15 protein-coding genes are annotated in these 12,376 nt (G+C 68.5%); 8 read left to right on the top strand and 7 right to left on the bottom strand.

Annotated elements, in window-relative coordinates; translation table 11 throughout:
- Window positions 1-14 precede the first annotated feature (14 nt).
- From ASE02_RS15665 to ASE02_RS15655, 3 genes are read left to right on the top strand one after another with little or no spacing between them, the layout of a single operon-like run.
- Window positions 15-344, top strand: coding sequence for a helix-turn-helix transcriptional regulator (locus ASE02_RS15665; protein WP_056735482.1), 330 nt, complete (start codon window positions 15-17; stop codon window positions 342-344).
- Entirely contained in the window at window positions 337-792 is a 456-nt protein-coding gene (locus tag ASE02_RS15660; RefSeq protein ID WP_056735481.1) for an SRPBCC family protein, read from the top strand. The genes ASE02_RS15665 and ASE02_RS15660 overlap by 8 nt, the downstream gene beginning before the upstream one ends.
- Window positions 793-813: 21 nt before the next feature.
- The gene (locus tag ASE02_RS15655) at window positions 814-1,281 is read left to right on the top strand and encodes an SRPBCC family protein (protein ID WP_056735480.1); all 468 of its coding nucleotides are present in this window, start codon (window positions 814-816) and stop codon (window positions 1,279-1,281) included.
- 6 nt (window positions 1,282-1,287) lie between these two features.
- Here the strand turns inward: ASE02_RS15655 and ASE02_RS15650 are convergent, their stop codons facing one another.
- From ASE02_RS15650 to ASE02_RS15635, 4 genes are all read right to left on the bottom strand, one after another.
- The gene (locus ASE02_RS15650) at window positions 1,288-2,091 is read right to left on the bottom strand and encodes an SH3 domain-containing protein (protein ID WP_056735479.1); all 804 of its coding nucleotides are present in this window, start codon (window positions 2,089-2,091) and stop codon (window positions 1,288-1,290) included.
- Window positions 2,092-2,277: 186 nt separating this feature from the next.
- Window positions 2,278-4,398, bottom strand: a complete 2,121-nt coding sequence (locus tag ASE02_RS15645) for a M3 family metallopeptidase (RefSeq protein ID WP_056735478.1) — start codon at window positions 4,396-4,398, stop codon at window positions 2,278-2,280.
- Between the two features lie 84 nt (window positions 4,399-4,482).
- Entirely contained in the window at window positions 4,483-5,148 is a 666-nt protein-coding gene (locus ASE02_RS15640) for a TetR/AcrR family transcriptional regulator (protein ID WP_056735477.1), read from the bottom strand.
- A gap of 14 nt (window positions 5,149-5,162) precedes the next feature.
- Window positions 5,163-5,426, bottom strand: coding sequence for a hypothetical protein (locus tag ASE02_RS15635; RefSeq protein ID WP_056735476.1), 264 nt, complete (start codon window positions 5,424-5,426; stop codon window positions 5,163-5,165).
- A gap of 212 nt (window positions 5,427-5,638) precedes the next feature.
- Here ASE02_RS15635 and ASE02_RS15630 point away from each other — a divergent pair, with 212 nt between their 5' ends.
- Both ASE02_RS15630 and ASE02_RS15625 read left to right on the top strand, forming a co-directional pair.
- A complete protein-coding gene (locus ASE02_RS15630; protein WP_056735475.1) occupies window positions 5,639-6,490 on the top strand; it encodes a glutamate racemase in 852 nt (283 codons plus the stop codon).
- Window positions 6,491-6,502: 12 nt separating this feature from the next.
- Window positions 6,503-7,024, top strand: a complete 522-nt coding sequence (locus ASE02_RS15625; protein WP_056735474.1) for a hypothetical protein — start codon at window positions 6,503-6,505, stop codon at window positions 7,022-7,024.
- A 144-nt stretch (window positions 7,025-7,168) separates the two neighbouring features.
- On the opposite strand, the gene ASE02_RS15620 is transcribed toward ASE02_RS15625, so the two are convergent.
- A complete protein-coding gene (locus tag ASE02_RS15620; RefSeq protein WP_056735473.1) occupies window positions 7,169-7,864 on the bottom strand; it encodes a pyridoxamine 5'-phosphate oxidase family protein in 696 nt (231 codons plus the stop codon).
- 98 nt (window positions 7,865-7,962) lie between these two features.
- On the opposite strand from ASE02_RS15620, the gene ASE02_RS15615 reads away from it, so the two are divergent.
- Window positions 7,963-9,414: a PLP-dependent aminotransferase family protein gene (locus ASE02_RS15615; RefSeq protein ID WP_056735472.1), complete on the top strand. Its 1,452-nt coding sequence runs from the start codon at window positions 7,963-7,965 to the stop codon at window positions 9,412-9,414.
- A 9-nt stretch (window positions 9,415-9,423) separates the two neighbouring features.
- Here the strand turns inward: ASE02_RS15615 and ASE02_RS15610 are convergent, their stop codons facing one another.
- Together ASE02_RS15610 and ASE02_RS15605 are read right to left on the bottom strand one after the other, a co-directional pair.
- Complete coding sequence (locus tag ASE02_RS15610) at window positions 9,424-9,960, bottom strand: carboxymuconolactone decarboxylase family protein (protein ID WP_056735471.1); 537 nt, start codon at window positions 9,958-9,960, stop codon at window positions 9,424-9,426.
- A gap of 123 nt (window positions 9,961-10,083) precedes the next feature.
- On the bottom strand, window positions 10,084-10,638 hold the full coding sequence (locus ASE02_RS15605) for a peroxiredoxin (protein ID WP_056735470.1): 555 nt from the start codon (window positions 10,636-10,638) through the stop codon (window positions 10,084-10,086).
- Window positions 10,639-10,759: 121 nt separating this feature from the next.
- Here ASE02_RS15605 and ASE02_RS15600 point away from each other — a divergent pair, with 121 nt between their 5' ends.
- Both ASE02_RS15600 and ASE02_RS15595 read left to right on the top strand, forming a co-directional pair.
- Window positions 10,760-11,659 (top strand): hydrogen peroxide-inducible genes activator, encoded by a 900-nt coding sequence (locus ASE02_RS15600; RefSeq protein WP_056735469.1) that lies wholly within the window; start codon window positions 10,760-10,762, stop codon window positions 11,657-11,659.
- Window positions 11,660-11,704: 45 nt separating this feature from the next.
- A complete protein-coding gene (locus tag ASE02_RS15595; protein WP_056735468.1) occupies window positions 11,705-12,196 on the top strand; it encodes a hypothetical protein in 492 nt (163 codons plus the stop codon).
- Window positions 12,197-12,376: the final 180 nt, after the last annotated feature.

Genomic DNA, 12,376 nt, shown 5'->3' with positions numbered 1-12,376 from the left:
CTATTGTTCTCGTCATGGATGACGTCTTCCGCGCCCTTGCCGATGAAAGCCGCCGCGCTTTGCTCGATGCGCTGTTCGCCCGCAACGGCCAGACCCTGGCCGAGTTGACGGCGGGCCTGCCGATGTCGCGGCAGGCGGTGGCCAAGCACCTGGGCATCCTGGAAGCGGCCAACCTGGTCAGCGTCGTGCGGCGCGGCCGCGAGAAGCTGCACTATCTGAACCCCGTGCCGATCGGCGAGATCGTCCGCCGCTGGGTTGGCAAGTTCGAGGACGCCCGGTTGGACGCCCTCACCGATTTCAAAGACCAGATCGAAAAAGCTGCGCAGGAGAAGCGTCGTGCCTGAACTCGCCCCGAACTTTGTCTATGTCGTCTACATCGCCGCCAGCCCGGACACCGTCTGGAACGCCCTAATCGAGCGCGACCTGACCAAGGCCTATTGGGAACACTACAATGTCTCCGACTGGAAGCAGGGCTCGCCCTGGCGGCATGTGCGTCTGGACGAGGACGGCACGGTCGATCTGATCGGCACGGTGGTCGAGATCGATCCGCCGAGCCGTATGGTCATCACCTGGGGCACGCCGACCGACCCGCAGGACGAGTCCCGGCACTCGAAGGTGACCTTCGATATCCAGCCCGTGGGCCCCAACGCTAGGCTGACCGTGACCCACAGCGACCTGGAAGCCGGGTCGGGGATGGCCAGCGGCATCGCCAGGGGCTGGCCGGGGGTGCTGTCCAATCTCAAGACCCTGCTGGAGACCGGCCGGCCGCTCGAAGGTAATATCTGGGCCTGAGCGGCCGCCTAGGAGGTGTTCGTGGATATTCAGATCGCGCCGGCGGCCAAGACCGGCATGTTGATCCGCAGGCCGTCTGGCGAAGTGTTCGAAGCCTTCGCCGACCCGGCCGTCACGTCGAAATTCTGGTTCTCGAAGGGCAGCAGCCGGTTGACGCCGGGCGCCAAGGTCCGCTGGGACTGGGAGATGTACGGCGCCTCGGCGCAGGTGAGCGTGACGGCGGTCGATCTCGGCCGCCGGATCCTCGTTCAGTGGGGCGAACCGCCCACCACCATTGAGTGGATCTTCGAGGCGCGAGGCGAGGACCAGACCATGGTCACGATCACCAATTCCGGCTTCGCCGGAACTGGCGACGAGCAGGTGGCCCAGGCGCTGGATGCGATGGAGGGCTTCAGCCTGCTGCTCGCGGGCGCCAAGGCGTATCTGGAGCACGGGGTCCAACTGAACCTCGTGCCCGACCGTCACCCTGACGCCCTGGTGGAGCGGTAGAGCGCCTTAGCTCTGGACGACCCACTCGCCGTTGGAGCCCTTGCAGGCCGTGTAGCGCTGGGTTTCCGGGGAGCCGCCCTGGGTGCGGATGGTCTGGTCGAAGGTGCGGCAGTTGGAATTGCCGCCGGCGTAGGATCCGCCCACCGGACGCACGACGCTCTCGGCGACATAGCCGATCGCAGTGCCGTTGCGGCCGGCCAGCAGCCAGTTGCCGCCGGTGACGCGGGCCAGGGCCTCGATGTTCTCGCCAGCGCGCAGCTTGCCGACGACCGGCGCGGAGGTCGACGGGCCGCCGCGTAGATTGACCGTGCTGCTGGACCGATAGCTGCCGCCCGCTGAGGCGTAGCTGGCCGCCGGTTCGACGCCGGGGGCGAAGCGCATGCCGCTCATCGAGACCGGGCCGCCATAGGAGCTGTTGTTATTGACCACCCGGACGTCGCCGGAGGCGCCGGTCTCGGGGTTGTTCCAGGTCTGGTAGCCGCCGCGATCGAGCGCGTTCTGGGTCGCGTACTGGGCCTTCTGCTGGTCGCTGCGCTGCATCCGGCAGCCGATGTAGGAGCCCGCCGCCGCGCCGGCCGCCGCGCCAAGCACGGTGCCCAGGCCGCGCTCGTTCTTGGCCAGGTTGTTGCCGAGCACGCCGCCCAGCACGCCGCCGATCGCCGCGCCGCCAGCCTGTTTGTTGCCGCCGGCGTCACAGCCGAAGATCGAGGACAGCGGGTTGCCCTGGCGCATGGTCGGCTGGGCGCCGGCCGAGACCGGGAGGGCGAGCGTGACGGCCAGGAGGGCCGCGGTGATGTGCGAGGGGCGCATGATCGAAATTCCTGACGCATGACGTCGCCACCCCGGAGTGGGGCGCAACAAGCTTTGCAGGAAAATGCGCCTGGGCGCTGTTTCGTTCCAGGGCGGCGCGAGGATTGCGCCGATCACCTTGTGTATCGTCCCAGGGCGCCGCCATCCCGGAAAGCGCAAAGCAGTATCCGGGATGGCGCTTTGCGGTCAGGCGGTCGGGAAGCCCTTGTCGCGGAGGTAGGCCTTCACGTCGACGTCGCGGCCCATCAGGCTGCGATAGGCGATCGCCGGGTCGATGGAGTTGCCGACGCTCATGACGTTGTCGTGCAGCTTTCCCGCCATGGCCTTGTCGTACATGCCGCCCGGCGCAGCCTTGAAGGCGTCGACCACGTCCAGGGCCAGGGTCTCCGACCACAGATAGCTGTAGTAGCCGGCCGAATAGCCGTCGGAGGCGAAGACGTGGGCGAACTGCGGCGTGCGGTGACGCATGACCAGTTCGGCCGGCATGCCCAGCTTGGTCAGTTCGTCCCGCTCGAAGGCGTCGGGATCGATGTCGGCGCCGCCGGCCAGGTGCAGCTTCATGTCGATCAGCGCCGAGGACAGGTACTCGGTGACGTCGAAGCCCTGGCGGAAGGCCTTGGCCTTTTCCAGCTTGTCGACCAGGGCCTGGGGGATCGGTTCGCCGGTCTTATGGTGCAGGGCGAATTGCGAGAGCACCTGCTGGGTCGGCAGCCAGTGCTCGTTGATCTGGCTGGGGAACTCCACATAGTCGCGGGCGACGTTGGTGCCCGAAACGGTGGGGTAGTTCACGTTGGAGTTCAGGCCGTGAATGGCGTGGCCGAACTCGTGGAACATGGTCTCGGCGTCGTCCCAGGAGATCAGCACCGGCTCGCCGGGGGAGCCCTTCACGAAGTTGGAGTTGTTCGAGACGATCGTGGTGATCGGCCGGTCGAACTTCTCCTGGTTACGATAGGCGTTCATCCAGGCGCCGGAGCGCTTGCCGGTCCGCGCATAGGGGTCGAAGTACCAGAGGCCGATGTGCTGGCCCTCGCGGCCCTTCACCTCCCAGACGCGGATGTCGGGATGGGCGACGGGCAGGCCCGAGACCTGCGCGAAGCTGAAGCCGTAGACCTGGCCCGCGGCCCAGAACATGCCCTCGCGCAGCTTCTCCATCTGCATGTACGGCTTGATCTGGTTCATATCGAGGTCGTAGCGGGCGCTGCGCACCTTCTCGGCGTAGAAGCGGTAGTCCCACGGCTCGATCTTGACGCCCGACTTCTCCTTGTCAGCGATCGCCTGCATCTCGGCGACCTCTTCCTTCACCCGCGCGACGGCCGAGGGCCAGACCCGCAGCATCAGCTCCATGGCCGCGTCCGGGGTCTTGGCCATGGCGTTGTCGAGCCGCCAATGGGCGTGGGTCGGGAAGCCCAGCAGCCGGGCGCGTTCGTAGCGCAGCTTCAGGATCTTCTTGATGTTGGCGTTGTTGTCCTTGGCGTCGCCGTTGTCGCCGCGGCTGTAGTAGGTGCGCCAGACCTTCTCGCGCAGGTCGCGGCGGCCCGAATAGGTCAGGAACGGGTCCATCGAGGACCGGGTGTTCAGGAAGGCGTGCTCGCCCTTGCGGCCGCGCTCCTCGGCGGCGGTCGCCGCCGCAGCCCGGACGTCGTCGGGCAGGCCGGCCAGTTCGCTCTCGGTGCGCAGGTAGAGGACGTAGTCGGTCTCGTCGGCCAGCAGGTTCTGGCTGAAGTTGGTGAAGAGGCCGGCCAGCTCCTGGTTGATCTGGGCGACGCGCGCCTTGTCGGCGGTCGACAGCTTGGCGCCGGCCCGCACGAAGCGGTTCCAGTAGACCCAGGTCAGGCGCTGCTGCTCGGGCGTCAGCTTGGCGCGGTCATTGTAGACCGCCTCGATGCGCTTGAAGAGCTTGGCGTTCTGCAGGGTTTCGTCGCTGTGGGCCGAGAGCTTGGGCGACATCTCCTTCTCGACGGCGCGCATCTCGGGCGTCGACAGGGTGCCGCTCCAGACGCCGTAGAAGGTGCTGACCCGGTCGATCATCCCGGCCGACCGTTCAAGCGCGGCGATGGTGTTGTCGAAGGTCGGCTTGGCCGAGGCGCCCGCGATGGCGTCGATCTCGCCGCGCTCGGCCTTCATGCCGGCGTCGAGGGCCGGGACGAAGTCGGCGGTCTGGACCTTGTCGAAGGCCGGGACGCCGCCATAGGGGCCGGTCCATTGCGCGGTCATGGCCAGCGCCGCGGCCTGGGCGAGCGCGCCGACGGGCAGCGCGGAGGCGGCGGCGAGGGCGCCGGAGGCGGCAAGGAACGTGCGCCGTTGCATGGGATCTCCAGGAAGCTTGATCGAGGTCGGCGGACCTTAGGGGCAAGTCTTCCCGGCGTCACATGACGGGCTTGTAATGTGACGTCAGGCTGCGCGCTGGCGGCTCTTGGCCTGGATCTCGGCGGCGCGGCGCGCGGACTCGGCGCTGATGCGCTCGGCCTCCTGCGGCGGCAGGCCGAAGGTGGTGAGCAGGATGGCGACGACGCGCTCCTGGTGTCCGGGGGGCGCCAGACCCATCAGGATGTCCCGCTGCACCATTCGGCTGGTTCCGAAGATCACGCTGCGGACGGCGACGGGGTCGAGGTCGCGGAACACGCCGGTGGCGACGCCCTCCTGATACATGCGGTCGAGGCTCACCTCCATTGCGTTGGTCCGGCCGAGCCGTGTCGCCTCCAGCCGCATGACCACCCAGCCCCAGGCCGGATCGCTGCTGACCAGGGCGTAGTGGCTGTGCAGGCGGGTGGCGAGCCGCTCGGCGGCTGGAATGGAGGACGGGAGATGGGCGTCGAGGACGATCGTCAGGGCGTCTATCAGCTTGCGCCGGACAGCCCGCAGCAGGTCCTCTGTCGTCGGGAAGTAGTTGTAGAAGGTGCCGCGCGACACGTTGGCGGCGGCCACGAAGTCCTCGATCGAGGCCGCGTCCGGGCCCTTCTCGCCGATCACCGCGACGGCGGCGTCCAGCAAGCGCTCACGGGTCTGCGCCTTGCGGTTCTCGGCAGCCGCGGCCCTGGCCTCAAGATTGACCCGCATGGGACGTCGGGGGGTCAGGCCGCCTCAGGCAGGTACTGTTTCACCGCATTGGCCGCGGCGAGGGAGAGCGGGTCGCTCTGTTGTTCCAGGACCTGGATCTCATGCTCCAGCGCCGCGGTGATCTCGCGGTGGGCCAGGGGCGAAAGCTCCAGCAGAGCCTTGGTCGAGGCGCGCGCCAGGGCCAGGGCGGTGGCCAGATCCACCTCGACGCCGACCACCCAGGTGGAGGCGGGGTCTTCAGGGCGGAGATTGTCGAGGGCGCGGGCGGGGAGGGCCATGGGTCGGGTCTCGGTCCGGGTTGGGCGACGCAAGGAAACGCGAAGGGCCTGCGTCGAAGGCCGTCCGCTGGAGATACGCACCACACTGCTAAGCTCGAACTGACGTATATGTCAGACTGACATGATCGTCAATCCGAAATTCCCGAGTTCGGCGAACCGGGGCGGGCGGGGCCGCATGGACGCCGAACCGTGTGGCGGCTAAACCGGCTGACATGGCTATTGGCGTTTTCGATTCCGGCGTGGGCGGCCTGTCCGTGCACCGTGCGCTCGTTCAGCGGATGCCGAACGCGGACTTCGTCTATCTGGCCGACCAGGCCAACGCCCCCTATGGCGGGCGCGAAGGCGAGGAGATCGTCGACCTGACGCGGCGCGGTTGCGAGACCCTGTTCGACCAGGGCTGCGACCTGGTGGTCCTGGCCTGCAACACCGCCTCGGGCATCGCGCTGCGGCGGCTGCAGCAGACCTGGCTGCCGGGCTATCGCAAGCAAATCGGGCGGCCGGTGAACATCCTCGGCATCATTGTCCCCACCATCGAGGCGGCGACCGGCGTGCCGTGGGAGCACGAGGCCGAGCGGCGCGGCGAGAAGGTCGAGAAGCTCGATATCCTGGCGGTGTTCTGCACCCCGGCCACCGCCCGCTCGCGGGTCTATGAGATCGAGATCGACAAGCGCCGGCAGGACGTGGCGGTGTTCGCCGAGCCCTGCCCGACTCTGGCCCTGATGATCGAGACCGACGCCGGGGCCGTCGAATTGGCCACCGCCATCGAGGGCCATGTGGCGGCGATCAGCAGCCGGATCGGCCGCGCGCCGGATCGGGCGATCCTGGGCTGCACCCACTATGAGATCGTCGCCGACATCTTCCGCGCGGCGCTGAAGCCCGGCACCCCGCTGATCCACCAGCCCGGCGCGACCGCCGACGCGCTGGAGGCCTATCTCGCCAAGCATCCGGAATATCGGGCGGGCGAGGGCGGCGCGCGCCGGTTCCTGACCACCGGCAAGCCGGGCGCTCAGTCCACCTTGGTGGAGACTTTCTGGGGCGCTCCGCTAAGCTTCGAAAGGGCTTAGGGAGACGGGACCATGCGAGTCCTACTGGTCGCGGCGCTGGCGATGACGCCGCTCGCCGCGCAGGCCGAGGTGGTCGATCAGACCGCCGCCGGTTTCGAGATCCGCCACGTGGTCACTATCGCCGCGCCGCAGGCCAAGGTGCGGGCCGCGGTTCAGGACGTCGGCCGATGGTGGAGCGACGACCACACCTATTCGGGCAAGGCCGCCAACCTGTCGATCGATGCGGCTGGCTGCTTCTGCGAGAAGCTGCCCGGCGGCTTCGTGCGGCACATGAGCGTGGTCTATTCGGACGCCGGGGCGCTGAAGATGTTCGGCGGGCTGGGGCCGCTCCAGACCACGGGCGCGGCGGGCCATCTGAGCTTCGACCTCGCGAAGGGTTCCGACCCGGCCAAGACTGTCCTCACGGTCACCTATGACGTCGGCGGCTACGCCAAGGGCGGGCTGGCTGAAACCTGGGCCAAGCCCGTCGACTTCGTGCTGGGCGCCCAGGTGGCGCGGCTGAAGACCTACGCCGAGACCGGCAAGCCCGACTAAGGCTCCGCCGTCCCAGATCCTCCCCCGCTGGGGGAGGTGGCGCGCGCAGCGCGACGGAGGGGGCTCTGCCGCAGAAGTTAAAGTCCCCCTCACCCGGCCGAAGAGGCCGGGAGCTCCCCCAGTGGGGAGCATCTGGGGGGGCGGTCAGACGCTGGCCAGCGCGGCCAGCACGTCGTCGAACCGCGCGCCCTCGACATAGGGGGCCATGCTCGCCGAGGGTTGCAGGCCTGCGCTCATGTCGGCGTCGGCCATGCGGCGGCCGATCTGGGTGGTGATCGGGATCACCCCGCTCCACAGCGCGCCCTGCGTCGGATCAGGACCATGGTTCGAGCCGCCGTCGCGGCGCTTGGCCGAAGCCTCCTCGATGGTCATCTCGACCAGGCCGATCTGCTTGATCTCGTTGTCGCGGACCGGCGGCAACTCCGCCGAACGGCCGGGATAGAGCCGGTCGATGAAGGCGTTCATCGCCAGGCGCTTGGCCTCCAGCCCCTCCACCTGCCGCGCGCGGCCGAACACCATCACCGAGCGATAGTTCATCGAGTGCGCGATGCCCGAGCGCGCCAGCACCAGTCCGTCCACGTGGCTGACGGTCAGGCAGACCGGCAGCCCGCTGGCCTGGGCCTTGATCATCCGGCTGGCGGCCGAGCCATGCCAGTAGAGCTTGCGGCCCTCCCGCCAATAGGTGGTCGGGGTCACGAAGGGCTGGCCGTCCAGCACATAGCCGACGTGGCACAGCACGCCAGCGTCCAGGATGGCGAACACCTGCGCCTCGTCATAGGTGGCGCGGCCTGGCTTGCGGCGGGCTTTCGACCTGGCGGTGGGAGCGAAGGCGTCGGTCATGGCGGTTCCTTTCGGCCACTTGCCTAACCGGCATGCGGTCTGCTCAATAGGTCCAGTTGGCGTCGGTGGATCGAACCACTTGTCGAGGAAGGACGCAGATGAGCTGGGCCGAGGTCTACCCCTGGCGCTCGCCGCAGGCCGGCGCGCCGGTCATCCGCCAGGTCTATGACCAGGTGCGCGGCGCGATCATGAGCGGCGCCCTGAAGCCCGGCGGCCGCCTGCCCTCCAGCCGGGATTTCGCGGCCAGGCTGGGCGTGGCGCGGGCCTCGGTGGTGGCGGCCTATGAGCAGCTGCTGGCCGAGGGCTACGCCGCCGCCCGCGGCGGCTCGGGCACCTATGTCTCCGGCGATCTTTCGGGCGTCGCCGAACTGCGCCCGGCGGTGGTGGAGCCGCGCAGCGCCCCGCCCAGCATCCCGGCCCGCGTGCGCGATCTCGACGAGCTGGCCCTGCCGGCGCCGCAGTCCGAGGCGCAGCTGTTCGCCACCGGCCGCACCCTGCTGGACGCCCGCGCCTTCGACGCCTGGTCGCGCTCCACGCGGCGCGCGTTGCGCACCCTGGGGCCGGTGCATTTCGGCTATTCCGATCCGCGCGGCGACGTCGGGCTGCGGGCCGCCATCGCCGACTATCTGCGCGCGGCGCGCGGCGTGACCTGCAGCGCCGACCAGGTGATCGTCACCGCCGGCGCCCAGCACGCGGTCGACATCGCCGTGCGGGTGCTGCTGAAGCCGGGCGATCAGGTCTGGATGGAGGACCCCGGCTACCTGGCCACGCGCCACGCCCTGGTCTCGGCCGGCGCCGAGGTCGCCTATGTGCCGGTCGACAGGTCAGGGATGGTGGTCGCCGAGGGGATCGCCGCCGCGCCGGCGGCGCGGGTGGCCTATGTCACGGCCTCGCACCAGTATCCGCTGGGCGTCACGCTCTCGATGGGGCGCAGGCTGGAGCTGCTAGCCTGGGCGCGCGAGGCCGACGCCTGGATCATCGAGGACGATTACGCCTCGGAGTTTCGCTACGACGGCCCGCCGCTGGCCTCGCTCCAGGGTCTCGATGGCGGCGAGCGGGTGATCTATGTGGGGACGCTGAACAAGGCGCTCTTCCCCGGCCTGCGACTTGGCTATGTCGTGGTTCCAACCGCCCTGGCTGGGGCCTTCGCCAACGCCCGCCAGTTGATGGACCGGCAGCCGCCAACCCTGACCCAGGCCATCGTCCTAGACTTCATGCGCGAGGGGCAGTTCGCCGGCCATATCCGGCGGCGGCGGGTGGCCTACAAGGCGCAGCGCGACGTGCTCGTCGCCGAGCTGTCAGCGCGCCTGGGCGATGTGATGGAGGTCGATGTTCCCGACGGCGGCATGCACCTGATCGCCTATCTGAAGGGCGGCCGATCGGACCTGGAGGTCGAGGCGCGAGCCGAGGCGGCGGGGGTGTCGGTGCGGGCGATCAGCCGGCTCTATCGCCAGGTCGCGCCGCGTTCGGGCCTGATGCTGGGCTTTACCGGCTTCCCCGCCCGCGCAATGGCGGGCGGGGTCGCACGGCTAGAAAAGGCGCTCGCGTAAAGCGCAGCTCTAGGAGGCCGCGGCGGCTTCGGCCGCGACGACGCGGCTGACCGCATTGACCACCGCGCCGATGCGCAGGGCGGCCTGGATCGAGGTGTTGGGGACGCTGTGCTTCTTCAGCTCGGACTCGTGAGCGTCCAGGCACATGCCGCAGCCGTTGATGGCCGAGACCGCCGTGGACCACAGTTCGAAGTCGATCTTGTCGACGCCCGGATTGGCCAGGATGTTCATCCGCAGCTTGGCCGGCAGGGTCTTGTATTCCGGGTTCGAGAGCAGGTGCAGCGTGCGGTAATAGACGTTGTTCATGCCCATGATCGCGGCCGCGGCCTTGGCCGCAGTGGCGGCCTCTTCGGACAGGCCGGCGTCTCGCGCGGCGGCGTCGATCGCCTTGATCACGGCGGGCGTCCCGATCGCATAGGCCGAGGCGACGAACGTGCCCCACTTCTGCTGGTCGGTCAGGAGGGTTTCCGAGGCCAGGCTCGACAGGTTGAGGCTCAGGTCCTTGGCATAGGCGGGCAGCGACTCACGCAGGGCGTCGAGCGACATGGCGGACTCCTAGTTCGTAAAATGGGGGTCCGGGAGGCGCGGGGAGATCGCGCGCTCCCGGACGAGGCGACGTAGGAGCAGCTCAAGCTCGTGCGAGCTGCTCCCTAAGGGGCTGGAGGACCCTTACGCCGCCAGGGTTTCGCCGCCAACCGCACGGTTGCACGGGCACAGTTCGTCGGTCTGCAGGGCGTCGAGGACCCGCAGGGTGTCGGCCGGGTTACGGCCCACGTTCAGGTTGGTCACGTAGACGTGCTGAACGGTGTTGTCCGGGTCGACCACGAAGGTGGCGCGCAGGGCTACGCCCTCGTCTTCGTTCAGGACGCCGAGCGCACGGGCGAACTTGCCGGAGTTGTCGGCGAAGTTCCAGATGGCCAGGCTGTTGAGGTCCGGGTGCTCCCGGCGCCAGCCGAGCTTGGAGTGCTCGTTGTCGGTCGAGCCACCCAGGACGACCGCGTCACGCTCGGCGAACTGGCTGTTCAGGCGCGCGAATTCGGCGATCTCGGTCGGGCAGACGAAGGTGAAATCCTTCGGGTAGAAGAAGATGACCTTCCACTTGCCGGGGAAGGATTCGTTGTTGAGGGTCTCGAAGGCGCTTTCGCCGTTTTCCTCGTGACGGTTGAACTTCGGCTTCACGCCGACAACCTTGAATTCCGGCAGCTTTTCGCCAACGCCCAGCATGTGTCTCTCCGTATGATTTGAACTGATCGGCCGAAGCCGTGACGCTGAGATAGGGACCCGGCCGCCAAATAGCCAATCGATTGTTTCTGGATTTCGGATAGAAATTTCCTATATTGGCGTCATGAGCCTGCCGACCCTTCGCCAGCTCCAGTATCTGAAGCTCCTCGCCGAGCACGGCTCCTTCGGGCGTGCGGCGGAGGCCGCGCACGTGACCCAGCCGACGCTTTCGGCCGGGGTTCAGGAGCTGGAAAAGATCCTCGGCGGTCCGGTCGTGGACCGCGCCCGCTCCGGCGTGATCCTGACCGCCGTCGGCGAGGTCGCCCTGGCGCGGGCCACCACCATTCTCAACGAGGCCGAGGAGATGGTGCAGTCGGCGCGCAACGCCGGCCAGCCGCTGACCGGACGCTTCCGCCTGGGCGTGATCCCGACCGTCGCGCCCTATCTGTTGCCCAAGGCCCTGCCGCTGCTGCGCACGCGGTTCCCGAAGCTGCGACTCTATCTGCGCGAGGACCTGACGCACCGGCTGATCGCGCTGCTCAAGGCCGGCCAGCTGGACGCCGCGCTGATCGCTCTGCCCTACGACATGGCGGGCCTGGCCCATGCGCATGTCTCCAACGACGAACTGCTGGCCGCCCTGCCCAGCACCCATCCGCTGGCCCACGAGACCGAGGCCCCGCCCTCGGCCCTGGAGAGCGATGACCTGATCCTGCTGGAGGACGGCCACTGCCTGCGTGACCACGCCCTGGCCGCCTGCGGCCTGCGGCCGCCGCGGGCGACGGGCGAGGAGGAGGCCTTCGCCGCCACCTCCCTGCCGACCTTGGTGCAGATGGTGGGCTCGGGGCTCGGCGTGACCTTCCTGCCGGCCATGGCGGTGGCGGCGGGCTTGACCGACAGCGCCGATGTGGCCGTCATGCCGCTGAAGGCCGACCATCCCAGCCGCGAGATCGTGGTCGCCTGGCGGGCGGGGTCGAGCCGTGCGGCGGAAGGCCAGCTGCTGGCGGCGACCCTGCGCGGAGCCTGAGTGCCTTAGAGTGCGTTAGAGCCAATCCCATCAGGGAGCTACGCCATGACCAGGTTCGCCCTTTTCGCGCTCGTCATCTGCGCAGCCTGCCTTTCCGGTTGCGTCAGCATGTCGAGGAGTTCGCCGGTCCAGGCCCTGCCCGACGACTGGGCCTCCAACGCCCGGATCGACGAGATCCAGGTCACCCGGGGCGACATCAAGGTCAGCCCGCAGTTCGACGAGACCTTCAAGGCTCGGGTGAAAGCCAAGCTGGACGCGTGCGCCACGGGCGTTCGTCCCCTGCGGCTGGAGGCCAGCGTCTCGCGGCTCGACAAGGCCAATGTGGTGATGACCGCGGTGATCGGCGGGGCCAACGTCCTGCGCGGCGAGGCGCGGCTGATCGACATCGCCACCGGCCAGGCGGTCGCCACCTACAATGTCGGCGAGACCATCGTCGGCAGCCGCGTCGCGGTCTTCGTGATGGCCGAGGCCGAGGAGCAGTTGTCGGACGCCTACGGCGACCAGCTCTGCCAGCAGGCCTTTCCCGCGAAGAAGTAGGGAGCGCGACCGCTTCTCCCGCCGGGGAGAGGTTGGGTGAGGGGCTCGGGCCTCTGTGCGCCATTGATCGTTCTTCAGCAGAGCGCCGCTTACGCGCCGCCGCCTCACCCGACCTCTTGTTCAGACCGGAGACATCGGTGACGGGTGTTCGGAGACATCCGTGACAGGTTGAGGATGATC

It is taken from the genome of Phenylobacterium sp. Root700, from assembly GCF_001429025.1.
In the GTDB taxonomy this organism is placed as follows: Bacteria; Pseudomonadota; Alphaproteobacteria; order Caulobacterales; family Caulobacteraceae; genus Phenylobacterium.
This window is presented reverse-complemented; position numbering and strand designations above follow the sequence as displayed.

Bases quoted from the DNA above. Each gene is read 5' to 3' on its own strand.
- ASE02_RS15665 (WP_056735482.1), top strand. From the start codon at position 15: ATGGATGACGTCTTCCGCGCCCTTGCCGATGAAAGCCGCCGCGCTTTG.
- ASE02_RS15650 (WP_056735479.1), bottom strand. From the start codon at position 2,091: ATGCGCCCCTCGCACATCACCGCGGCCCTCCTGGCCGTCACGCTCGCC.
- ASE02_RS15645 (WP_056735478.1), bottom strand. From the start codon at position 4,398: ATGCAACGGCGCACGTTCCTTGCCGCCTCCGGCGCCCTCGCCGCCGCC.
- ASE02_RS15640 (WP_056735477.1), bottom strand. From the start codon at position 5,148: ATGCGGGTCAATCTTGAGGCCAGGGCCGCGGCTGCCGAGAACCGCAAG.
- ASE02_RS15635 (WP_056735476.1), bottom strand. From the start codon at position 5,426: ATGGCCCTCCCCGCCCGCGCCCTCGACAATCTCCGCCCTGAAGACCCC.
- ASE02_RS15630 (WP_056735475.1), top strand. From the start codon at position 5,639: ATGGCTATTGGCGTTTTCGATTCCGGCGTGGGCGGCCTGTCCGTGCAC.
- ASE02_RS15625 (WP_056735474.1), top strand. From the start codon at position 6,503: ATGCGAGTCCTACTGGTCGCGGCGCTGGCGATGACGCCGCTCGCCGCG.
- ASE02_RS15620 (WP_056735473.1), bottom strand. From the start codon at position 7,864: ATGACCGACGCCTTCGCTCCCACCGCCAGGTCGAAAGCCCGCCGCAAG.
- ASE02_RS15615 (WP_056735472.1), top strand. From the start codon at position 7,963: ATGAGCTGGGCCGAGGTCTACCCCTGGCGCTCGCCGCAGGCCGGCGCG.
- ASE02_RS15610 (WP_056735471.1), bottom strand. From the start codon at position 9,960: ATGTCGCTCGACGCCCTGCGTGAGTCGCTGCCCGCCTATGCCAAGGAC.
- ASE02_RS15605 (WP_056735470.1), bottom strand. From the start codon at position 10,638: ATGCTGGGCGTTGGCGAAAAGCTGCCGGAATTCAAGGTTGTCGGCGTG.
- ASE02_RS15600 (WP_056735469.1), top strand. From the start codon at position 10,760: ATGAGCCTGCCGACCCTTCGCCAGCTCCAGTATCTGAAGCTCCTCGCC.
- ASE02_RS15595 (WP_056735468.1), top strand. From the start codon at position 11,705: ATGACCAGGTTCGCCCTTTTCGCGCTCGTCATCTGCGCAGCCTGCCTT.